This window comes from Paenibacillus sp. GCM10028914 (genome assembly GCF_042666275.1).
Lineage (GTDB): Bacteria > Bacillota > Bacilli > Paenibacillales > Paenibacillaceae > Paenibacillus_AQ.
The window spans coordinates 446,397-470,262 of sequence record NZ_JBHTFO010000017.1 but is presented as its reverse complement, the minus strand read 5'-3'; the positions used below and the strand labels follow the sequence as shown (position 1 = coordinate 470,262).

Annotated in this window: 19 protein-coding genes; all 19 read left to right on the top strand. The window is 43.4% G+C overall.

What is annotated here, in order from left to right; genetic code table 11:
* Positions 1-6 precede the first annotated feature (6 nt).
* The gene (locus tag ACFQV5_RS19615) at positions 7-1,191 is read left to right on the top strand and encodes an aminotransferase class I/II-fold pyridoxal phosphate-dependent enzyme (protein ID WP_379249119.1); all 1,185 of its coding nucleotides are present in this window, start codon (positions 7-9) and stop codon (positions 1,189-1,191) included.
* Positions 1,188-2,405 (top strand): aminotransferase class I/II-fold pyridoxal phosphate-dependent enzyme, encoded by a 1,218-nt coding sequence (locus ACFQV5_RS19610; protein WP_379249117.1) that lies wholly within the window; start codon positions 1,188-1,190, stop codon positions 2,403-2,405. Before ACFQV5_RS19615 ends, ACFQV5_RS19610 begins: the two co-directional genes overlap by 4 nt.
* A 153-nt stretch (positions 2,406-2,558) precedes the next feature.
* The gene (mqnC, locus tag ACFQV5_RS19605) at positions 2,559-3,692 is read left to right on the top strand and encodes a cyclic dehypoxanthinyl futalosine synthase (protein WP_379249115.1); all 1,134 of its coding nucleotides are present in this window, start codon (positions 2,559-2,561) and stop codon (positions 3,690-3,692) included.
* A 187-nt stretch (positions 3,693-3,879) separates the two neighbouring features.
* Complete coding sequence (locus tag ACFQV5_RS19600) at positions 3,880-4,818, top strand: putative sporulation protein YtxC (protein ID WP_379249114.1); 939 nt, start codon at positions 3,880-3,882, stop codon at positions 4,816-4,818.
* A 393-nt stretch (positions 4,819-5,211) separates the two neighbouring features.
* A complete protein-coding gene (gene thrS / locus ACFQV5_RS19595; protein ID WP_379249112.1) occupies positions 5,212-7,149 on the top strand; it encodes a threonine--tRNA ligase in 1,938 nt (645 codons plus the stop codon).
* Positions 7,150-7,268: 119 nt separating this feature from the next.
* Entirely contained in the window at positions 7,269-8,039 is a 771-nt protein-coding gene (locus tag ACFQV5_RS19590) for a 3D domain-containing protein (RefSeq protein WP_379249110.1), read from the top strand.
* Between the two features lie 128 nt (positions 8,040-8,167).
* Positions 8,168-8,371 carry a hypothetical protein gene (locus ACFQV5_RS19585; RefSeq protein ID WP_379249108.1) on the top strand — a complete coding sequence of 68 codons (204 nt, stop codon included), beginning with the start codon at positions 8,168-8,170 and terminating at the stop codon, positions 8,369-8,371.
* Positions 8,372-8,569: 198 nt separating this feature from the next.
* A complete protein-coding gene (gene liaF, locus ACFQV5_RS19580; RefSeq protein WP_483874808.1) occupies positions 8,570-9,631 on the top strand; it encodes a cell wall-active antibiotics response protein LiaF in 1,062 nt (353 codons plus the stop codon).
* 4 nt (positions 9,632-9,635) lie between these two features.
* A complete protein-coding gene (locus ACFQV5_RS19575; RefSeq protein WP_379249104.1) occupies positions 9,636-10,715 on the top strand; it encodes a sensor histidine kinase in 1,080 nt (359 codons plus the stop codon).
* A gap of 14 nt (positions 10,716-10,729) precedes the next feature.
* Positions 10,730-11,380, top strand: coding sequence for a response regulator (locus ACFQV5_RS19570; RefSeq protein ID WP_379249103.1), 651 nt, complete (start codon positions 10,730-10,732; stop codon positions 11,378-11,380).
* A gap of 172 nt (positions 11,381-11,552) precedes the next feature.
* Entirely contained in the window at positions 11,553-13,166 is a 1,614-nt protein-coding gene (locus tag ACFQV5_RS19565) for a S1C family serine protease (protein WP_379249101.1), read from the top strand.
* Between the two features lie 131 nt (positions 13,167-13,297).
* Complete coding sequence (locus tag ACFQV5_RS19560) at positions 13,298-13,984, top strand: response regulator transcription factor (RefSeq protein WP_379249099.1); 687 nt, start codon at positions 13,298-13,300, stop codon at positions 13,982-13,984.
* A 1-nt stretch (position 13,985) separates the two neighbouring features.
* Positions 13,986-15,452, top strand: coding sequence for a sensor histidine kinase (locus ACFQV5_RS19555; protein WP_379249097.1), 1,467 nt, complete (start codon positions 13,986-13,988; stop codon positions 15,450-15,452).
* A 53-nt stretch (positions 15,453-15,505) separates the two neighbouring features.
* On the top strand, positions 15,506-16,465 hold the full coding sequence (locus ACFQV5_RS19550) for a 4-hydroxy-3-methylbut-2-enyl diphosphate reductase (protein WP_379249095.1): 960 nt from the start codon (positions 15,506-15,508) through the stop codon (positions 16,463-16,465).
* A 222-nt stretch (positions 16,466-16,687) separates the two neighbouring features.
* Entirely contained in the window at positions 16,688-17,644 is a 957-nt protein-coding gene (locus tag ACFQV5_RS19545) for an ABC transporter permease (protein ID WP_379249093.1), read from the top strand.
* Between the two features lie 34 nt (positions 17,645-17,678).
* Complete coding sequence (locus ACFQV5_RS19540) at positions 17,679-18,575, top strand: carbohydrate ABC transporter permease (protein WP_379249091.1); 897 nt, start codon at positions 17,679-17,681, stop codon at positions 18,573-18,575.
* 77 nt (positions 18,576-18,652) lie between these two features.
* Positions 18,653-20,311 carry an extracellular solute-binding protein gene (locus tag ACFQV5_RS19535; RefSeq protein ID WP_379249089.1) on the top strand — a complete coding sequence of 553 codons (1,659 nt, stop codon included), beginning with the start codon at positions 18,653-18,655 and terminating at the stop codon, positions 20,309-20,311.
* Positions 20,312-20,391: 80 nt separating this feature from the next.
* Complete coding sequence (locus tag ACFQV5_RS19530) at positions 20,392-21,963, top strand: response regulator (RefSeq protein WP_379249087.1); 1,572 nt, start codon at positions 20,392-20,394, stop codon at positions 21,961-21,963.
* Positions 21,964-21,990: 27 nt separating this feature from the next.
* Entirely contained in the window at positions 21,991-23,781 is a 1,791-nt protein-coding gene (locus ACFQV5_RS19525) for a cache domain-containing sensor histidine kinase (RefSeq protein ID WP_379249085.1), read from the top strand.
* Positions 23,782-23,866: the final 85 nt, after the last annotated feature.

Genomic DNA, 23,866 nt, shown 5'->3' with positions numbered 1-23,866 from the left:
GGTATTGTGGAGAAGAATAATTTGAAGATTGAAAGTAGGCTGGCTCAGATTGGATCTGTTGAGGAGCCTGTTACGGGTGCAATAAATTTCCCGATTTATCAAGCAACTGCATTTCGTCATCCTAAACTAGGTCAAAGTACAGGTTTCGATTATATAAGAACGAAAAGCCCGACAAGAACGGTACTAGAGGAAGCGGCGGCTGCACTGGAATCCGGCGATGCCGGATTTGCCTGTAGCTCGGGTATGGCAGCATTACAGACCGTATTTGCTCTTTTCAGACAAGGTGATCATCTTATCGTATCTTTGGATTTATACGGGGGCACCTACCGTTTAATCGAGCAAATATTGTCTCGTTATGGCATCACTGCTACCTATGTGGATACGAATGACATGGATGCGTTAGAGCAATCAAGAAAACCGAATACGAAAGCAATTATTATTGAAACGCCGACGAATCCCCTTATGATGATCACAGACATTGAAACGGTCTGTAGTTGGGCTCGTCATCACGGCTTAATAAGCGTCGTAGATAATACGCTGCTGACGCCATTCTTCCAGAGACCGATTGAGCTTGGAGCAGATATCGTTGTTCACAGCGCCACTAAATATTTAGGAGGCCATAACGATGTGCTTGCCGGGTTAATTGTTACCAAGGGAGAAGAATTATCTAAGGAGATCGCCTTTTTACATAACTCAATCGGTTCGGTGCTCGGTCCGACAGATTCTTACCAATTGATGCGCGGGATGAAGACACTGGCTTTACGCATGGAGCGTCACGAGAGCAATGCGACAGCAATTGCGTTGTTCCTGAAAGAGCATCCTGCGGTTTCTGATGTTTTCTATCCGGCACTTCCTGATCATCCGGGCTACGAAGTACAACAGAAGCAGTCTAGCGGAAATACGGGCATATTTTCATTCAAAGTGAAGGATGCCAAGTATGTTGAACCTATTTTGCGTCATATCAAGCTGATCGCTTTTGCTGAGAGTCTTGGCGGAGTAGAATCATTGATGACTTACCCGGCCGTTCAAACCCATGCCGATATCCCTCTGGAGATTCGTGAAGCCGTTGGTGTAGATGACAGATTGCTTCGATTCTCCGTCGGTATTGAACACGTGGATGATCTGATTGCAGATTTGGATGCTGCGCTAAATGCAGCAGTTGCTGAAATTGAAGGAGGAGCAGACAGATGAGCCTAGACAACCAGAATGGACATTCAAGCAAATCAGGAAACAAGGAACAAAAGGAGAGAAGTTTGGATCAGGTTCGGTTTGAAACCAAACTCCTTCACTTTGGAGGAGAGATTGATACAGCAACAGGTGCATCAAGCGTACCTCTGTATCAGGCGTCTACGTTCCATCATGAAGATATATATCATCCGCCACAGCATGATTACAGCCGATCAGGCAATCCTACACGTCAGGTACTGGAGAATTATATTGCATTACTAGAAGGTGGAGTTCAAGGGTTTGCGTATGCATCCGGTATGGCAGCAATCTCAAGTACGTTTATGATTTTGTCAGCAGGAGATCATATTATTGTAACAGAGGATGTATATGGAGGGACTTACAGGCTCCTGACAAGTATCCTGAACCGTATGGGTATGGAATGCACTTTCGTGGATATGACAGATCTTGAACAGGTAAAGGCAGCACTCAAACCAAATACCAAAGCTGTTTATATGGAAACTCCATCGAATCCAACACTGAAGATTACCGACATCGGGGCGGTTACTTCTTGGGCTAAGGAACATGGACTATTAACGATTCTTGATAATACATTTATGACGCCTTACTATCAGAGACCGATTGAGCAAGGCGTGGATATTGTTCTTCATAGCGCGACTAAGTTTCTTGGCGGGCACAGTGATGTGCTTGCAGGCCTAGCTGTGGCTCGAACCGAAGAGCTCGCTAAACAGTTGAAACAGCTTCAGAATGGTCTTGGAACCGTATTGGGTGTACAGGATTCATGGCTCCTCATGAGAGGTATGAAGACGCTAGGTGCTCGTATGGCACATAGTGAGCAAAGTGCTGCTAAGCTGGCAGCATGGCTTACAGGCCGGAGTGATATTGATCATGTGTATTATCCAGGCCTATTAAATCATCCCGGACGGGAAATCCACGAGAAGCAGTGCAGTGGTTATGGTGCAGTCGTCTCATTTGATGTAGGTTCTGGTGAACGGGCCAAGCAGGTGCTTAACGCAGTTAAGCTTCCGCTCGTAGCTGTAAGCTTGGGTGCAGTAGAGAGTATTCTCTCGTATCCTGCAATGATGTCACACGCAGCAATGGGAGAGAAAGTACGCCATGAGCGCGGGATCACGGACGGACTTCTTCGTTTCTCAGTCGGATTAGAAGATATCGACGACCTTATTGCTGATCTGGATCAGGCGCTGGAAGTAAACAGATAGCAATGATCTCTTGAAAAGGCACCCTGAATCATAGGGATGTCTTTTTTTTTAGTTCCTTTATGTGTTACGATGAAATAGATAATAGGTGAAGAACATAATACATGGGCAAGTAGAATTCATTGTCATTTAGCTATGATAAGGGAGGACCTATAAATGGGTACAGTTGACAGTATTCTGGATAAAGCGCTGCGTGGCGAGCGTTTGAATCTCGAAGATACAGTAACTCTTTTTGAAAGTGACCAGATTGAGAAGATTGGACATGCTGCTGATATTATGACCAAAAGGCTGCATCCTGATCCGATAACGACTTTTGTAATCGGACGAAATGTAAACTATACGAATGTGTGTGATGTTTACTGCCGCTTTTGCGCCTTTTACCGCAGACCCGGACACGAAGAAGGATATGTTCTATCGGATGAAGTAATCTTACAGAAAATCCAAGAAACCGTAGACGTAAATGGAACAGAGATACTAATGCAGGGCGGAACGAACCCTAATCTTCCGTTCAGCTACTATACGGATTTACTCCGGAAAATCAAGAATCGGTTCCCTAATATAACAATGCACTCCTTCTCACCAGCTGAGATTGTGAAGATGATGGACGTGTCCGGATTGAGCATGGAAGAAGTTGTTCGCGAACTCCGGGACGCAGGACTTGATTCTTTACCGGGGGGCGGAGCCGAAATCTTGGACGACCGTATTCGCCAGAAGGTCAGCAAGCTGAAAGGCAGCTGGCGTCAATGGATGGATGTTATGCAGACGGCGCATAAGCTCGGTATGAACACGACCGCAACCATGGTTATTGGCTTGGGTGAAACGATGGAGGAGAGAGCACTTCATTTGCTCCGTGTGCGAGAAGCGCAGGATGAGTGCATTCAGAATGGATGGAATTCTAAAGGGTTCCTTGCTTTCATACCTTTTACCTTCCAACCGGATAATACCAATCTGAAGCGCGAACGTGAGACTCCAGAAGCCTACCTGAAGACGGTAGCTATTAGTCGTCTGGCTATTGATAACGTGCCAAATCTACAATCTTCATGGGTAACGATGGGGCCGGAAGTTGGCAAGCTGTCTCTCTCATATGGCTGTAATGATTTCGGCAGCACCATGATGGAAGAGAATGTTGTTTCTTCCGCTGGAGCTGTGCATAAAGTGAACATTGAATCCATCTTGGAGCTGATTCGCGAAACTGGAAATATTCCTGCTCAGCGTAATACAAAGTATGACATTCTTCGTGTATTTAATGACAACAGTACGATTGAACGCGATTTTGTAATGCAGAACTAATTCGTTTATTCATACTATCGTGTCTTAATGAGGCCCTGCCTTCCGTCTTCGTTTACGGTTAGGTAGGGCCTTTATGTTTTGCCATGATCCGACGACAACGATTAACAGAGCTTTCCACTAAGGAGTTCCGTATATCCATCCTTCGGTCCCCATATACTTAAACAGGGAACCCGAAAGGAGCGATTCCATGGAACTATTCAGCATAACGGTCAATACACAGACTGACGGTGAAAAAGAAGCATTTTACCGTATCTTATCAGACAAGCAGAAAGAGCTACATAAACAATGCAAGCAGCTGAAGTTTTCATTCAGCGCTTCTGGAGATCGGGTCATATGGTCGTGTTCGGGCAAACTACAGCTTACGGCGTGGTCCTCATCTGCAGAAATGGTACGCAGATCAGTGTCCGAAGCGGCAGCGGCTTACATCCTTGAAGAGAAGGAGCAGGATCTTGCAGCTCGGTTGCTGATGACAGAGTTTGAATTTAATGATGAAGAAGAAGCTGAGCGGGTACTACAGTGGTATTTAATGCTTCTTGCGAAGGATGATAACACTTCAGAAGATTATTCGCAGCAGCGAAGAAGGAAGCTGAGAGAGAGCATTTTTGCTTGCTTGACAGAGTCACCGGATTTGAATTTAGATGGCTACATGACCTTTAGAATGCAGGCTTATTTGCAGGAGCTAAGGGAATTGGCTGAGTACGCTGTGGATGAATTTATGATGGATCAGCAATATGAGGAGTTTGTTAGTTTACTTAAATATTTTGTGTATTTTCAGGAACCGCTTATGCCTCTGGTTCACGTGATTCATAAGGGAGAAGAGGATTTTCTTCTACTGGACGGTAACCTTAGACCGATTGAAAAAGTAAGGGATGAAGGGATGGTAATGGAGCGATTAGATCAGGATATGGAAATCGAAGATATGGTCGTAAGCACGCTTATTTCCGTATCGCCTGCACGTATGATTATTCATACAAGGGAGCCTGAACTTCCCGTAATAAGTACACTTGCTCATATTTTCGACAATCGGGCGGAAGTTTGTTGCAGTTGCCTGGAGTGCAGTTCCTTTCTGGGGAGTGTAGCGAATGATGACTTGACGTTCCCGGTTAAGCGGGATTATAATAACTGATAAATTCACGTGAAAAGCATCGACAAAGACATGAGTCAAGTCGGTATTGCCGTTCAGAGAGAGGAAACTTGGCTGTAATTTCCTTCGGTACGCCACCTGATTTACCCCTTTGTAGCTGCGTTGTCGAAACATATGAGACGTGGGATTAGCGTTTCAGATGAGAGTAGGCTTCGCCGGTTCATTGCCGTTATACAATGCCAACGAAGGATCTTATGTAGTGCTTGGCTTATCTAAAGCCTCTTGTAAGCTGCTTAAGATCGAACTAGGGTGGAACCACGAGTATAACACTCGTCCCTTTGCGGGACGGGTGTTTTTTATTTTGTCCTGCAGGTGGATTATGGGATCATACGTGAAATTATACAAACAAGGATGCTTTTTAGGAGGAATAGCGGGATGGCAATTAGTATTAAACTTCCGGACGGATCTGTCCGGGAATACGCAGAAGGCAGCAATATTGGAGATGTCGCGGCATCTATTAGCAGTGGGCTTAAAAAGAATGCCGTAGCAGGTAAATTGAACGGAATCGTAGTCGATCTTTCGACACCTCTTGAAGAGGGAGCCCTTATTGAGATCGTGACACAGGATTCTCCGGATGGCCTTGAGGTTATTCGCCATAGTACAGCTCACTTGATGGCACAGGCTACAAAGCGTTTGTTCGGTGCTAAATCGGTCAAACTTGGTGTTGGTCCGGTAATCGAGGATGGTTTCTACTATGATATGGATCTGGAGGAGCCACTGAATCCTGAAGATCTCCAAAAGATTGAGAAAGAAATGGAACGCATCATTGGTGAAAACTTGCCGATCGTTCGCAAAGAAGTAAGTCGTGAAGAAGCACTTCGTATCTTCGGTGAGCTGGAGGATCCTTATAAGCTGGAACTGATTCATGCGCTGCCTGAGGACAGTATTATCTCCATTTATGAACAAGGTGAATTCTTTGACCTTTGCCGTGGGCCTCACGTGCCTTCAACAGGTAAAATTAAAGTATTCAAGCTAATGAATGTAGCTGGAGCATACTGGCGTGGAGACAGCAAGAACAAGATGCTGCAGCGTGTATATGGTACAGCATTTGCGAAAAAAGCTCAGCTTGACGAGCATCTTCATTTCTTGGAAGAGGCGAAGAAACGTGATCACCGTAAGCTGGGTAAAGAGCTGGAAATGTTCACGTTCTCCCAGCTTGTTGGTCAAGGTCTACCAATCTGGCTGCCAAATGGCGCGAAACTTCGCCGCACTCTGGAGCGTTATATCGTCGATATGGAAGAGCGTCTTGGCTATCAGCACGTGTATACTCCAGTTCTCGGAAATGTTGAGTTGTATAAGACCTCTGGACACTGGGAGCACTATCAGGAAGATATGTTTCCTAAGATGGTAATGGACAATGAGGAGCTTGTTCTCCGTCCGATGAACTGTCCACACCATATGATGGTATATAAGAGCAGCATGCACAGCTACCGTGACCTTCCTATCCGTATTGCGGAGCTTGGTATGATGCATCGTTATGAAATGTCAGGAGCCTTGACTGGTCTTCACCGTGTTCGCGCCATGACATTGAACGACTCTCATATTTTCTGCCGTCCGGATCAGATTAAAGAAGAATTTGCTCGTGTTATCGAGTTGATCCAGACTGTATACAAGGACTTTGGTATTCACGATTACCGTTTCCGCTTGTCTTATCGCGATCCGCAAGATACGGAAAAATATTTCCAAGACGACGAAATGTGGGAAATGTCTCAACGTATGCTGCGTGAAGTTGTGGAAAGCATGGATATGCCATTCTACGAAGCAGAAGGCGAAGCAGCATTCTATGGTCCGAAATTGGATGTTCAAATTAAGACAGCGCTTGGTAAGGAAGAAACATTGTCCACGGTTCAACTGGACTTCTTGCTTCCAGAACGTTTTGAGCTCGAATATGTAGGCGACGATGGACAGAAGCACCGTCCAGTTGTTATCCACCGCGGTATTATTAGTACAATGGAACGTTTTACTGCGTTCTTGCTTGAGAATTTTGCTGGAGCACTGCCGCTGTGGCTGTCACCAGTACAGGTTAAAGTTATACCGGTATCCACTGCATTTGAAGATTATGCGAAGGAAGTAACAGACAAGCTTCAGCTGGCTGGTATTTCTGTTGAGCCGGATCTTCGGAATGAAAAGCTAGGTTATAAGATCCGTGAAGCCCAGCTTGAAAAAGTCCCTTATATGTTCATCGTAGGTGAGAATGAGATGAACGCTAAGGCAGTATCTGTGCGTAAACGCGGAGAAGGCGATCTTGGAGCACAAAGTCTTGATGAAGTGATTCTCAAGCTCCGTGAAGAGATCAATACTCGCTCTGTGTAAACTCCTGAACGTATCTTCGAACGAGCAGGAACAAGTATAAACTTTCATAGACCTCTGTCATGTAACGTATAAACCATTTGAGATTTGGGAAACCTCGCAAGTAAAGGGGAGGTTATCAAATGAACAATTGGAAAACATGGCAGAGGTTTTTAATATGGATTTTTCTATCAGCATTTGTGTATAGCATAGGTGCATCGGACGTGGACGCTGCAAGAATGATGCCGATATCTCCAGACTCTTACGATATTGGAGATGTGCAAGTATACAAACAAGAAGAAGAGGTTCATGAAGAAAATAAATATGTTAAGATGACGAGTTTTTACGCATTTAGTGCTGTAGGGCTCGGTAATATCAATCATTATATGCTGCAGCCACCAGTGAATAACGAGGATGAGGCTACAGACTCCACGAATCCGATGAAAAAACAGGTCCCTTCGATACCTGTCTTAGCGCCGCGAGAAGATCAGATTCTTCATACGGTGAAGGTTACAGCAACAGGATATACGGCTGGTTTTGAATCAACAGGTAAAAAGCCTGGGCATAAACAGTATGGGATTACTTATTCAGGTGTTAAGGTGAAGCGGGATAAGAATAAGGTTTCAACGATAGCAGCTGATCCCAAAGTATTTCCACTCGGAAGCATTCTGTACATTCCTGATTACGGGTATGGCATTGTGGCTGATACGGGTTCTGCCATAAAAGGCGAGAAAATTGATCTATACTTCGCCACAACAAAACAGGTATATAGTGAATGGGGCAAAAAAGATGTAGAAGTACAGTTGATCAAGCGTGGAACAGGTAAGTGTACCGAAGCAATGCTTGAGAAACTGGGGGCCGCGATTGAAACCTATCATTTTCTTCCATCCTCTATACTCGAAGAGGCTATTTAAAGCTGGGGGATACACAATCAGCAATTTGTTCGAATAATGCCCCGCTGTCCTTCGCATACTATTCTTCGGGGAGGCGTTTTCGGTTCCCCGAAGAGGATGATGGTATTGTGGACAGGGAGGTGAATACCGTGGCCAAGAAAAACAAAGTGCAGGAAAACTACAAAACACCAAACGAAAAGTTTAATGCTGAGTTTGCTGAAGAGAACAGCGTAGTTGGCGGCGCTCAACAGGGCTCCCAGAAAGTAAAGGAGAACTACAAGACGCCAAACGAAAAGTTTGATGCTGAGTTCGCTGAAGAAAGCAGCACAACTAATAAAAGAGCAAACCGCTAGTTTGCTTTTAAGTCAGTATGAACAAAGGCCTCCGCAGAGCATTGCGGGGGCTTTTTTTAGATCCCAATAAAATATACATAAAAACCCAATCCCCTCGGTCTCGAGACTGATGCATGTTTCATCCCACCGCCGCTATTCGCAAAGTAACTCTTGTTGTACACTGTAGTCAAAGGATAAATATGAATGGAAAGCAAGGGGATGCACATGAATCGAAGAGGATGGAACCAACTGTCAGGTGGACTTCTGCTTATTGGCGTCGGGGTATACTTTATATTGCAGCAGATGGGTATTATTGATGTGAGCTTGGGCCATCTTATTTCCACGTTTTGGCCGGTCATTCTCATATGGGTTGGCCTACAGGGTTTGATAAATCGTCCGGATTTGAGTGGAGCATTATGGGGATCGGTCGTACCCCTGATCATTGGTGTATATTTTCTAGGCCGCAACCTGGATTTTATTGATTTTTCGTTTAGAGAGTTGGTTAAATATTCGGTTCCTTTATTGTTAATTGGTTTTGGTTTGACCGTTATATTTAAGCCGAAGAATCAAAAACCTCCTGGACCGCCAATACACAGTAAAAGAGAAGAATATGTTACAGTCGAGGATAGCCCTGAGGTGCCAGAAGCAACTAATTTGGAATCTTCACTTGATGAGATGTTTGAGCGGACATTTGGAAAGAAGACAGACCTTGAACAAGAGAATAAACCTGAACCTGAGCTTATTCGTGAAGAGTCTCGCCGGAAAGAGAGTGAAGATCCTTGGAAGGTACGTTGGAAAGATAACTGGAATGAACACAAGCATGAACACAAGCATGAACACAACCATGAACACACACATAAACACAGACATGGTGGACACGGACAAGGCTGGGGTCAAGGTGAGACGGTCAATAAATCGGCCTTCATCGGAGATGTACACATGGGGAATGATTATTTCACATTAAAGCCGACCAACATCTCGCAGTTTATTGGAGATACGGTGCTTGACTTAACCAAGGCGCAAATTCCATATGGTGAAACGAAGATCAATATTTCGGCATTTATCGGTGACGTAAAGGTGTTCGTTCCCAATGATTCGGATCTGGGTGTCTATGTGTCAACCAATTCATTTATTGGCGATATGTCTGTGCTGGGAGAGAAGCGGAGCGGTTTCATGAGCAATGCTGACTTGGAAAGTCCACATTATAGAGAAACAGGTAAAAAACTTCGTATCCACATTAGCGTTTTTATTGGCGATGTCAAAGTGAACAAGGTAGGGTAACTGTATGAGTTTTATAAAAAATACAAAATGGGTGATCATGCTTTACTTCTTATTGATTGGTGCCGCAGTGGCTATATTTCTGTATGTTGCGGACGAGGGAGATTACATCATTATTGAGGACAACCGGCTGTGGGTGTTTTACACGGTCGGTATTGTTCTGTTTACAGGAATCGCAGGCTATATTGCCGGGCAGCGTATTCAAAGACCGCTGGATTTGCTGCATTTGAATATGCTACAGGTTGCTAAAGGAAATCTTACGGTGCGAATGCCTGCTGCGGAAGATGCTTCCTTTGCTCGTGTATATGGAGAATTTAATGATATGACCGAAGCACTTGAGAAAAAAATGAAGCTGCTTCAGCGTCTTGGTGAACAGGACGTTATTGAGAAGGAAATTGCTGCGGAAGCTGCCGTTCTGGAGGAACGCAGGCGTATGGCTAGAGATTTACATGATACGGTTAGTCAGCAGTTATTCGCGATACATATGTCTGCTTCATCCCTGCCTGGTGTGATGCGTAAAAATCCGGAGCATGGTGATAAGGTTCTAGAACAGTTAATCTCGATGTCACATATAGCCCAGAAACAGATGAGAGCTTTAATTGCCCAATTACGTCCTGTTGAACTTGAAGGAAGGACCCTAGAAGAAGCTTTGGAGCGCTGGTTTCCTGATTATTGCCGTCAGAACGCATTAAAGGGTATGAAAGATGTTGAGTTGCAAGGAGGTATATCCGAGGCAATAGAGCATCAGCTTTTTCTAATCATCCAAGAAGCAGTGGCTAACATCGTTAAACATGCCAAGGCGAGCCTTGTGAGTATGTCACTTCATGAGGAACATAAACGAGTTGTGTTAAGCATAAGTGATGATGGCCAGGGCTTTGATGAAATGACGCAGAGACAGGGCTCGTACGGCTTGTCCACAATGCGTGAACGGGCTGAAAAGTTAGGTGGTCAAGTCGACATTATAAGCCGCAGGGGTGCAGGAACAACCATACGCGTACATATACCACTGTTTGAAAATTCGGAAGAAGACGAAGCAATGTCTGATGATACGGTTCGAGCTGGTAGTAGAGAATTATCTGAGGATTAGGGGGAAAGATTAAAATGAGTGTCATTAAAATACTACTTGTTGATGATCACGATATGGTCCGGATGGGTTTAAAAACGTATTTATCTCTAGAGCCGTCTTTTGAGGTGATCGGTGAAGCGTCCAATGGAATGGAAGTTCTCGAATATCTAAGGAACCATGAGCAAGCGCCTGATTTAATATTAATGGATCTAATGATGCCAGTTATGAATGGGGCTGAAACGACACGGGCGGTAATGAGTGAATTTCCTAATCAGAAAATAGTTATTCTTACTAGCTTTTTAGAAGATAACCTTGTGGTGGAATGTGTTGAAGCGGGTGCGGTAAGTTATGTCCTGAAAACCGTATCAGCAGATGAGCTTATTTATGCTCTGCAGGGTGCTTTTCGGGGAATGCCTGTCATGACCAAGGATGTCTCGGAGGCACTAACCCGGGGAATCCGTCAACATATGGTCCAGGGTGATCACGCAGGACTTACAGAACGCGAGAAAGAAGTTCTGCTACTTATAGCAGAAGGAAAGAGCAACAAAGAGATTGGAGAAGAACTTCATATCAGCATTAAAACGGTCAAAACACATGTTAGTAATTTGCTGATGAAATGCGAATTAGATGATCGTACACAGCTTGCGATCTTTGCGCATAGAAAAGGATGGGTTAAGACGAACTGATATTAGTTAGTTAGTTAGTTAGTTAGTTGAATAAAATTCAACCGATTTCTTTCGTTTTTATCTTACATTTAATTGTTTTTAAGGTGTCATTAAGGTTTATAGTACACAATAAGAGCAGATAAATTATTAAACCACTTGTTGTTGAACAAGTGATCTAATAGGAGGTAAGGGTATGGACGATCAAAGAAATCGGTTCGGTCAAAAAGATGAAGACCAAGATCTAAAGAACGAATCTCAGCGACAACAAGATTCGTCTTCGGACAACTCTTCTTATTATTATTCTTACGGTCCGTTTAAGTCTATTAGTGATGAGGAAGAACGGAATGAAGTTCAGGAATCTTATAAACGGCGTGAACCGGTTGAAGTGGAGGTTACTGCTCCGGAGCCGGTAAGACCAGTTCCTTCTCGAACCTATTCTGCTGGAGGTCAAGGTGATGGGGGCAGCAGAGGCGGATCTCATCCAGAGAAAAACTCTAACAGCGGACAATGGAATTACAGCAAGAAACCTAAGAGTTCGGTTAAAACAGTGCTCCTTTCTTTCCTAGCAGGTATGCTCGTGATTACCGTTCTTATGTTTACAGCAGATAGAACGAATCTATTTACTCCGGACACGGCTTTGACTTCAGAAGCAACAGGGAATGAAGAGGTAAAATCAGCTCTTGCGTCAGGAGAGGATAAGGGTAACACTACGACAACATCGGCTCAAATACCATCTCAAACTGGAGATGTCTCATCTGTCGTAGATCAAGCAAGTCCTGCGGTGGTGTTGATCGAAACGCTTGTTAACAGCAATAGCGGACAGAGCAGCTCGAATATGGATGATCCTTTGTTCCGTTACTTCTTCGGTGATCAGTCGAATAGAAGCAACGGAAACAATAACAACAATGAAAGCAATCAAGATTCGACACAGCTGCAGCCCTCAGGAATCGGGTCTGGATTTATCTTTGATAAATCGGGTTACATTCTAACGAATGAACACGTTATACACGGAGCAGACGTTATCCAGGTAACCCTGCAAGATAACAAAAAGCCTTATGAGGCTAAATTGCTCGGTTCCAGTTATGAGCTTGATTTAGCTGTACTTAAAATCGAAGATAATAAAGATTTCCCATATGTAGAGCTTGGTAATTCAGATGATCTAAAGGTTGGCGAATGGCTCGTTGCTATCGGTAACCCGCAAGGATTCGAACACACTGTAACAGCAGGTGTCTTGAGTTCCAAGGAACGTGAGATTGATATCCAAGGTACGAATGGCGAGGAAGATCGTAATTATGAACATCTACTGCAAACCGATGCTTCGATTAATCCCGGAAACTCCGGTGGACCACTTCTTAACCTGGAGGGTAAGGTTATTGGAATGAACGTGGCAGTCAGCTCGGATGCCCAAGGTATTGGCTTCGCTATTCCTTCCTCTACGATTATCGAAGTTCTGGACTATCTGAAGAACAATGAAGAGGTTCCAAAAGATCCAATTCCGTTCATTGGAGCGGGTCTGATAACCTTGACGCCGCAGGTGTCTCAGCAGCTGGGTACCGATGTAACGGAAGGCTCCTTCGTTGACAGCGTAGTGTTCCGTTCCCCGGCTTATGAGGCAGATCTTCGCCAGTATGATATTGTGACTGGTATCGATGGAACAAAATATGCTACTGCACAAGATTTGATTGAATTTATTCAATCAAAAAAGGTCGGCGATAAGATCACGTTGAATGTTGTCCGCAACGGGAAAAAGATCGATCTTCCGTTAACGATTGGTGACAAGAACGAATTTGATCTTTCTGACCAGTAATAACAACACTAGTAATATGTAAACAAGGCGACAAGCGGAAGGGAGAGTCCCTTCCGCTTGTGCTGTTCTCTGAGGCATGGATATAATGGGGTTATGAGAGTAATGATACAATAATAAGAGGAGATACCAATATGCGATCCCGGATATTAATCGTTGATGATGATGAGAAGATCATTTCTATGCTGCGAAGAGGCTTGGCCTTTGAAGGATATGATGTACATACGGCTTCAAACGGTGCCGAGGGCTTAAGAATGGTCTTAAATGAAGAACCTGATGTCGTTATACTTGATGTTATGATGCCGCAAGTGGATGGTTTTGAAGCACTGCGTAGATTAAGGGAAGGCGGTAGCAAGGTTCCGGTATTAATGCTTACCGCTAAAGATGAGGTAGAGAACAGGGTCAAGGGTCTGGACATAGGTGCAGATGACTATTTGGTGAAACCATTCGCGCTTGAAGAACTGCTTGCTCGGGTGCGTGCTCTTCTAAGACGCAAATCGGGTGTTGAGTCAGGGAATCAAAAATTGGTCTATGAAGATTTGGTCATGGATACCGATGCGCGAGAAGTCACAAGAAATGGAAGAAGATTGGAACTGACTGCGAAGGAGTTCGAATTGCTTCATCTGTTTATGATGAATCCGAAGCGGGTGCTTTCGCGAGACTTAATCATGGATAAAATTTGGGGTTATGATTATAGCGGCGAATCGAATGTGCTCGAAGTTTATATCGCCATGCTGCGTCAAAAAACGGAGGATCAAGGTGGAAAACGGCTAATTCAGACGATCCGTGGGGCAGGATATATCCTAAGAGGAGATCAGTAGCATGTCGATACGTTGGCGGCTTACAGCGTGGTATTCCGGCATCCTTTTCATCACGCTGCTCGTATTTAGCATCGCTGTATATGGATTCGTTCATTTGTATACTTACGATGAGATGAAGACAAAGATTATGCAGCAGTACAACAGAATAAAACCGGTGCTAACCATTAGTGAGGATGGAAGTTTAGCTTATGTTACCCCAGACCGAACATCTAAACAGCGTATGGAGGAAGCTGATATTTATGTTCAGATTTATACGTATCACAATCAGCTGACTTGGAAATCCGACAATATGAGGCTAAGAGGTCTTGAATTCGAGATGTCTGCTCCATCGAAAGCCGTAAAAGATCGCGGGTTTAAGAAAATGAATGTTGGCGGTTATCCGTTCTTTGTATATCAAGACTTTGTTACTACAGAAAATACGAATGAGATTGTTGGCTGGCTTCAGGTAGGTACCTATACAGGAACGGCTGAGAATACACTCAATAGACTGCGCTCCATCCTGATTACGGGATCTTTGGCGACTCTGATCATCGCTTCAACGCTTGGCCTATTCTTGGCCCGAAAATCGATGAAGCCGATTCAGAAGGTGGCCGATGCGGCGAATCAGATCCAGAAGGGAACAGATCTTAGTGTAAGGATAGAGTATGACGGTCCGCAGGATGAGATCGGAAGGCTTATCGGAACATTTAACGGCATGATTGCGAGGACCGAGGGGTTCTATAAAGAGCTCGAGGATGCCTATGCCGCCCAGCGTAGATTTGTCTCGGATGCTTCTCATGAGCTGAGAACACCGCTTACGACCATCCGGGGAAATGTGGACTTACTTCATAAAATGTGGACCTCCTCTCCATCAGATCGACCGGATCTAGATGAGGAAACCATACGCCAAATATCGATTGAGGCCGTTGGGGATATCGCGGATGAGGCGAAACGGATGAGCCGTTTGGTATCTGATATGCTCTCTCTTGCCCGTGCAGACACAGGGCAGACCTTTGAGAAGGAACCTATTGCGCTTCAGCCTCTTATCGAAGAGGTTGCCAGACGGGCAAAATTTCTCCCGAAAACAGCGGAGTGGCATGTTGGCGATTTACGTTCGCTCAATGGAGTATATGTGGTAGGAAATCGTGATTATTTGCAGCAGATGCTATTTATTTTTATAGAAAATGGCTTTAAATACACGCCAGAAGGCGAGGTACGCCTAGATGTAATCCTATATAAGGGACAAATCGGAATTCGAATCTCGGATACAGGAATCGGAATGGATAAGGATGAAATTCCGCACATCTTTGAACGATTCTATCGGGCTGATCAGTCCAGAGGAGTTACTGAAGGGACGGGTCTTGGTCTGTCCATCGCCAAATATATTATTGATATGCATAATGGCTCTGTTGAAGTCGTCACGAAGCGCGGAGAAGGCAGTACATTCATCGTCTGGCTCCCTATTATTTTTGCTCCACCACTGGAATAGGGTTATAATGAGTAGGATTGTGATTTTATTGCTTAGAAAGCAGGTGAAGACCCATGGAAGTGATCAAAATATCGCCGCGTGGTTACTGTTACGGCGTTGTCGATGCAATGGTGCTGGCACGGCAGGCAGCTAATAATTTGGATCTTCCTCGGCCTATATATATATTAGGTATGATTGTTCATAACAGTCATGTTACGCAGTCCTTTGAAGACGAAGGAATTATTACGCTCGATGGACCGAACCGGATGGAAATTCTACAGCAGGTCGATAAAGGAACCGTTATATTTACAGCTCACGGGGTTTCTCCGGAAGTACGTAAATTAGCGCGCGACAAGGGGCTGACTACACTGGATGCAACTTGTCCAGATGTAACGAAGACCCATGATCTGATCAGAGAGAAGGTCGCGGACGGATATGCAGTGATTTATATCGGTAAGAAAGGACATCCTGAGCCAGAAGGTGCTATCGGAGTTGCTCCGGAACATGTCCATCTGATCGAGAAGGAAGAAGAAATTGATAAACTGGATGTAGATGCAAGTCGAATTATCATTACCAATCAAACGACAATGAGCCAGTGGGACATCAAACATATAATGAAGCGCCTTCTGGAAAAGTTCCCAGGTGCTGAGATTCATAATGAGATATGTCTTGCTACTCAGGTTCGTCAAGAAGCGGTAGCTGAGCAGGCAGGTCAGGCTGATCTTGTCATTGTAGTAGGTGACCCGCGCAGTAATAACTCGAACCGGCTTGCCCAGGTTTCTGAAGAGATTGCAGGTGTACCTGCTCACAGAATCGGTGATGTCACAGAGTTGAAACGGGAATGGTTTGAAGGGGTCAGCAAGGTTGCTGTTACATCCGGCGCTTCAACCCCAACACCAATCACGAAGGAAGTTATTGCATATTTGGAACAATATGAACATGATCAACCGGAAACATGGGAGATTAAGAGAACAGTTAACATGAGTAAGCTACTTCCTCCAGTTAAAACAAAAACTAGCTCCTCATCCAACTAACTGTTTCGGCATCGTTATAAGTATCATTATGAGACATTATAATAACCCGCAGGCGGAAGTCGCTGCGGGTTATTTTTTTGCATTGTCAGGAGGTTTCTAGTTGAAAGCGTTTTAACTTTCGATTGTTTATTATCATTTTTAGTTGATTAGACAAATAGTAAGTGCTAAATCACTCCGCTAGAATTAGAAGCATAATAGATACTAGACGGGGGAGGAACAGAAATGGCTCAGAGATCCGCTTTGAGAGAACGTATTCCAAAACGGAAACAAAACAACATCCTGATCCGGTTATTTAAGCAGTGGGACATACAATTAATGGTGATTCCGGCGTTACTGCTCATCTTAATCTTCAGTTACATTCCGATGTATGGCGTGTTAATGGCATTTCAGGATTACAACTTATTTGGTGGTATGGCGGAGAGTCCATGGGTCGGATTAAAGCATTTTGAAATGTTCTTTGAATCTCCAGAATTTTCGAATGTTATGCGAAACACAATTGTGATCAGTCTATTGAAATTTTTCATAGGGTTTCCCGCTCCGATCTTGCTTGCTCTGATGCTGAATGAGATTAGACATATGGGGTTCAAGCGGATTGTACAAACAGTCAGTTATCTGCCGCACTTTCTATCGTGGGTCATTGTCGCTGGATTCGCAATGTCTCTGTTGTCTACAGATAACGGAAGTATCAATATGTTACTGGAAAAACTCAATCTCATCGACGAACCCGTAAGCTTTCTATCGATACCTGAATACTTCTGGGGGATTCTTGTAACGACAGGGGTCTGGAAAGAGATTGGTTTCTCATCCATCGTGTATTTAGCTGCTGTAGCAGGAATTGATCCACATATGTATGAAGCAGCCGATATGGATGGCGCTAGTAAACTCCGGCAGATTTTCACGATTACTCTTCCATCCATTATGCCGGTAGTGACGATCTTTATGATTCTTGCCATTGGTAACCTGCTTACTGCCGGTTTCGAAGACATCTTGCTCCTCGGGGTGAACCCGGTTCTGCGTGAAGTATCAGATGTTATTGATACATACGTCTATCGAGTCGGTATCCAAAACTCCAGGTTCTCATATGCGACCGCAGTCGGGTTGTTCAAAGCCGTGATCAGCGTAGGGCTTTTAACCATAGCGAACTTCGTTGCGCGTAAATCAGGAAACAGCTTATGGTAGAACTTAAGCCTCTAGATGAAAGGAGCGGTTTATCTTGGTACGTCTAGGTTTCGGAGACCGATTAATGGTCATCATCATTTATATCCTGCTGGGTTTGCTGGCATTTTCAACATTTTATCCGTTTTGGAACGCTGCAGTGATCTCATTTAACACAGGTTCTGATACAGCGCTTGGTGGTATCACATTTTGGCCTAGAGATTTTACACTTGAGAACTATGCCATCGTATTCAATGATGAGCGCCTGTTGAACGGGTTTTATATTTCGGTGATGAGAACTGTTGTAGGTACTGTATCATCAATTATTGTTACTGCGATATTTGCTTATGGTATGACGAAAAGAGAAATGATCGGCCGTAAGTTCTATATGATTATGTGTATTATTACGATGTATTTCAGTGGTGGACTCATTCCAAGCTTCCTATTGATTCGCAGCCTGGGATTGATGGATTCCTTCTGGGTGTTTATCATTCCGTCACTGGTTAGTGTCTGGAATATGATCATATTCAAAACATTTTTCCAGGGACTTCCCGGTGGTTTGGAAGAGTCGGCTAAAATCGATGGCTGTGGTAACTGGGGGACGTTCTTTAGAATCGTGCTTCCGCTATCAGGTCCGGTTATCGCTACATTGTCCTTATTCACAGCAGTTAACCATTGGAATGACTGGTTTATGCCTAGTATTTATATCAACAATGAGAATCTGATGCCGATTCAAACGATGCTGAAGCAGATTCTCAATTCGAATATCGTATCCGATCAGATCGGAAACATGGATTCAGCAGCACAGGGACAGCTTCAGAAAATGCAAAGTGTCTCATCGAAGTCATTATCGATGGCTACAATGATGGTTGCCACATTGCCTATCATTATGGTGTATCCTTTTGTCCAAAAGTACTTCGTTAAAGGCGTTCTGGTAGGTTCCTTGAAAGAGTAGGATTGATCTCATGTTCGATGTTTAAGCTGCGGCTTTTACATAAAAACCATTGAAGTGACGAGAGGGGAAACAGAGAGATGCGATTAAAGAAAAGAACATTGACGTCAACAATGGCAGCATTGGTTGCAGGTGCAGTTCTACTTGCAGGATGTTCTAGTGGTAGTGGTGGGAAAACAGCCACTGAAGAGCCTAAAACACCTGAAACTCCGCAAACAGAGAGTAAGTTTGTTGTAGGTGAACAACCATTGGAATTTTCATTCTATGGTCATTATGATTGGTATACCATGCCTCAGTGGGGTGGAGATGAAGCATCAAAATGGATTAAGGATGAGATGAAGGTTAATGTCACGCCTGTTCATTCTGGTGGTAATGCAGCTCAAAAATTCAATACAATGATTGCCTCCAATTCATTGCCAGATGTCATCTGGATGGAACGTGGATCAGATGTAGAAAAGCTGCGCCAAGCAGGTATGCTTGTTCCATTTGACGAGTATCTTGATAAATATCCGAATTTAAAGGAATGGCTCGGAGAAGCAGGGATCAATATGCTTCGTGCCGAGGACGGCAAGTTGTATCAATTCCCGAACTGGTACACGAACCAACCAAACGGTAACGCTGGTTATGTTGTGAACAAGAAAATCTATGAAGAGTTGGGATCTCCAAAACTGGAGACAACCGATGATTTGTACAATTACCTTGTCATGGTTAAAGAAAAGTATCCGAATGTGGTTCCATTCGATCCGCATTTAGCGAAAGACGGTCAAGGTTTGGATGTTCTGTACACGGCATTTGGCGAAAATACGCTAAGTCGTTGGCTCAGTATCCGTGGTGTACCACAGGGCGACAAGTTGACTTCGATCTTTACGGATCCAACTTTCCGGGAGTCCATGCAATACACAGCTAAACTTTTCCGTGAAAAGTTGATATCTCAGGACGCGATGACCCAAACAGCAGATCAGGTTAAAGAGAAGCTGAACACGGGCAGAGTTGCTGTATATGCTGCTTCCAGCCCTACAGATTATGCGATGAACGGACATGAGTTGTTGACTAAGAATGATCCAGATGCAGGTTATTTCATGATCTGGCCGATTCACAAAGAAGGTCTCGACAAGAACAAAATTTTCCCGGGCACATACACACAACTAGGTTGGAACGTAAGCGTAATTACAAAAGCAGCGAAGGATCCAGAAGCAATTTTCGCTTTCCTCGATTGGTATACAGGTCCTGAAGGACAACGTATTCAGATGTGGGGACCAGAAGGCGGATATTGGGATGGACTTGAGGAAGATGGAGTGACTCCGAAATTCACTGAAAAATATACAACCGATGCTGAAGGCTTAGCTAAATTGCAATCGACCACAACGAATCTTCAATGGAACGGAAACACCGTTTATATTGACCAAGCCAAGGCGAAGTATGAAAGCACATTGCCAGAAGAAGAGCGTAACTGGTCTACACGCTGGCAGTATGAGATCACTTGGAAGACACAAGCTAATGCAACCGAATTCATCAACTTGGATCCGATGCCGGACAGTGAAGAAGGTATTATTCGTCAACGTGTCGAAGATATCTACTTGGAAACAAGAGCAAAAGCTCTTTATGCGAAAGACGACGCAGAAGTTATTGCTATTCTAGATAAAGCAGAAGCTGATGCACAATCCGCCGGATATGCCAAATTACTAGAATTCAAGACGCAAAAATGGCAAGAAAATCTCAAAAAAATGGCAGGGAATTAATTTAGTCAATTCCTTAGCAACTAATGGGTGTACTGCTTTTTGCAGTATGCCCTTAGGGTTTTTCGAGGGGGGATAGTCTTATGTATAAAGTATTACTAGCTGATGATGAAGTTCTAGACTTGGAAGGTATGAAACAATTCATACCATGGGAGTCTCTTAGTATGTCGGTTGTAGATAGCGTGAATAACGGATTTGCAGCATGTGAAGTGTTGGAGCAGCAGCATGTCGATATTTTAGTAACAGATATCCGGATGCCTAATATGACGGGACTTGAGTTAGCCCAAAGAGCACTCGCTGCACAGGAAAATCTTCGAATCATATTTGTGAGTGGTTATCAGGACTTCGGGTATGTAAAACAAGCTATTGCCCTAAATGCCTGCAGTTATGTATTGAAACCTATGGACGATAAGGAATTAATAGATGCTTTAATTAAAGTTCGCCACGAGTTAGACCGTGATCTAGAACAACAAAAGACAGAGCTTGCATACCAGCAGATGGTACCGATCTTTAAAAATCAATATCTTCTTCAATTACTGGAAAAACCATATGAAGTTGTACCTTTAGATGTACTAAACAAGGAATATCATCTGGATGAGATTGTTTGGCCGGCTTATATTGCTTTATTGGAACTTGACGATGTATCTTGGCAGTTTAATCACGTTGACGAGAACGGGAAAAGGAATATGACCGATGCCTTCTTCTCCCGCTTACATACACTTCTTGCTGAGCACTTTATTGAGCATGTGTGCAAAGTAACGGATATGAGAACAGCGATCCTGCTGGATGAACATTCTGAGCGATCTACTATTATTAAAATCTTGGAACAATTAAAATTGGAATTCCCCTTTTCCGTAACGGTCGGAATCAGCAATGCCGCTAGTCATATCAAGGATTTGCACTCTTCTTACCTGCAAGCGGTTGCAGCACTCGATTATAAAATGTTTCATGGGAAAGGGAAATGGATACCGTATGGTGATGTACCTTCAGAGGATATAAAGGATGCTGAAAACATATATATTCGCCTCGATGCATTACTAAGCGCCATGACAAATTATGAGTTAGTCCGAATTCACGATGAGTTAGAAGCGATGCTGTTGCTTGCATCCAGTTTGCGTTCCAAGTTTACTATCCGTAATTTTGCGATGTATATCATTCTCAAACTCGATGAACATTTACATACAATTAATGAGGATTTATTTAAAATATTAGGTATGGAATTTAAAAACCTAGACATATTGCTTCAATTTGAAACAATAGATGATATATTCTCATGGCTGCGTAGAAAGGTTCTTCAAATATCGGAGCATCTTCATAACAAAAAACATTCCAAGAATGGTCGCTTGATTGAAGAGATTATGGAAGATGTAAGAGGCCGACTTCATGAGAATATTACACTCAGAGATATCGCTAATCGGTTTTCATTCTCTCCCAATTATTTAGGGGTTATTTTCAAAGAGGAAACAGGGCTTAATTTTAGTGATTATGTCATTGCGATGCGTATGGAGAAAGCAAGAGACTTGTTAATCCATACCAAGCTTAAAATATATGAAATCGCTTCACAAACGGGATATCAATATCTCCCTTATTTCAGTCGTCAATTCAAAGATACGTACGGGATGACCCCACTGGAATACCGACGGACTCATTCTTGATAGAACATTCAGGGGGTTAAAAATGAGATGTGGGCAAAACCCAAAATAAAGCAGTTACCGTTTGGATACAAATTAATGATATCATATTGTATTCTCATCATGATTGCTGTCCTCATCGTAGGTAACGTTGCTAATCGGGTATACGTCGAATCGATGAGAGAACAGACACGTAGCATCATTCAAGGAACCCTGCATCAGATGAAGAATAACATCGCATTCAAAATGGAGGATACAAAACGTATATCGGATATGCTTTATTTTGATGAACATTTAGCTAGAGTGCTTCGCCAATACGAAAAGGGTTGGAAAAGCTATGACTCGATGACAAATGTGCTCATGCCTAAATTTCAAACTGCTGTAGAAACCGCAAATCGGCGGATGTGGCTATCTATGTACCTGAAAAACGATACATTTCCAGAAGTGTATAATGTCTATGACAATAAAGATCCACTAGATATTCCAGCGAGATTATACGATATATTTCAGTACAAGAGGCTGATCGATAAAGATTGGTATATCAATTTTCCAGCCGAGGAGGTCTATGGGACGACTCTTCAATGGCGTCAAATTGAAGATGATCATAAATATGGGCGAATTTCATTACTTCGCCGGGTGATTGATGTTGGAGGGGAAGTTTATCCGTTTGAGGAAATTGGATTTATGCGGATCAGCGTAGCGTTATCGGATTTGTTTGACGGCGTGGATTTTCAAAAGATAGGGGAGGGGACAAACCTCTATATTTCGGATCTTAAGAGTAATGTTATTATTTCATCTGGAACAAATGATGTACCGGAAATGAAGATGATAAACCAGATTAGCAAAAATGAGGATGACCTGATCATTAGGGACACACTTCCGGGGTTAGACATGGAGCTTGTTGCCTTCGTACCGGCTAATCTTGTGGAGAAGGATGCTCATAAGGTTCGTAACCTGACGTTATTCATTTGTTTGGTTTGTATCATTCTATTCTTTTTTGTAAGTGTGATTGTTTCCAGGTATTTCGGAAAGCGTGTATCAAAAATTGTAATGGTGGTAGACTCCTTTCAGGAAGGGGAGTTTCACAAACGAATCCATTTTAAAGGTAATGATGAGTTCAAGAAAATCGCCTCAGCTCTGAATGAGATGGGTAGTAATATTGGGCGGTTAATTCAAGAGGTTTATTTAGCCGATTTACAGAAAAAAGAGGCAGAATTAGAGTCGCTGCATTCACAGATCAACCCCCATTTTTTATATAATACACTGTCATCGATCAGCCGCTTAGCTAAATTTGGTGAACTGGACAAATTACAGCGGATGGTTATGGATCTAGCCAAGTTTTATCGGCTATCCCTTAATGAAGGTCGGAACGTAATTCCTGTAAAAAGTGAATTGGAGCAGGCTCAGGCGTATATTGACATCCAAAAAATCAAATATGAAAGCCGGATGCAGGTTCAGTATGACATTGATCCAGAGGTTGTGCGTTATGAGACTGTGAAGCTGATATTGCAACCTTTTATCGAGAACGTGTTGGAGCATGCTTGGATGGGAGATTCCATTCATATTCGAATAAAAGGAAGAGTAGAAGACGATTATTTGGAGTTTAGAATTATCGACAACGGTGTCGGTTTCCCTGCTGGTATGAATAGAGATATTATAGGCGCACAAGAATTAAGGAATGCAGGATATGGCGTGAAGAATGTTGATCAGCGGATCAAACTGCATTATGGTGCGGAGTACGGCGTCATCCTGTTTAGCCGTCCGGGAATAGGAACGACAGTTAGAATCATCCTACCTTTGGTCAAACGGCAAACTTCAGAAGGTCGTATTAAGGGCGCGTAATCTTATTATAAGAGGCATTGTTGTTATTCTGAGTAGTTCCCCGCTTTGCAATCCATCAATTGGGCTTGACGAGCGGGGAAATATT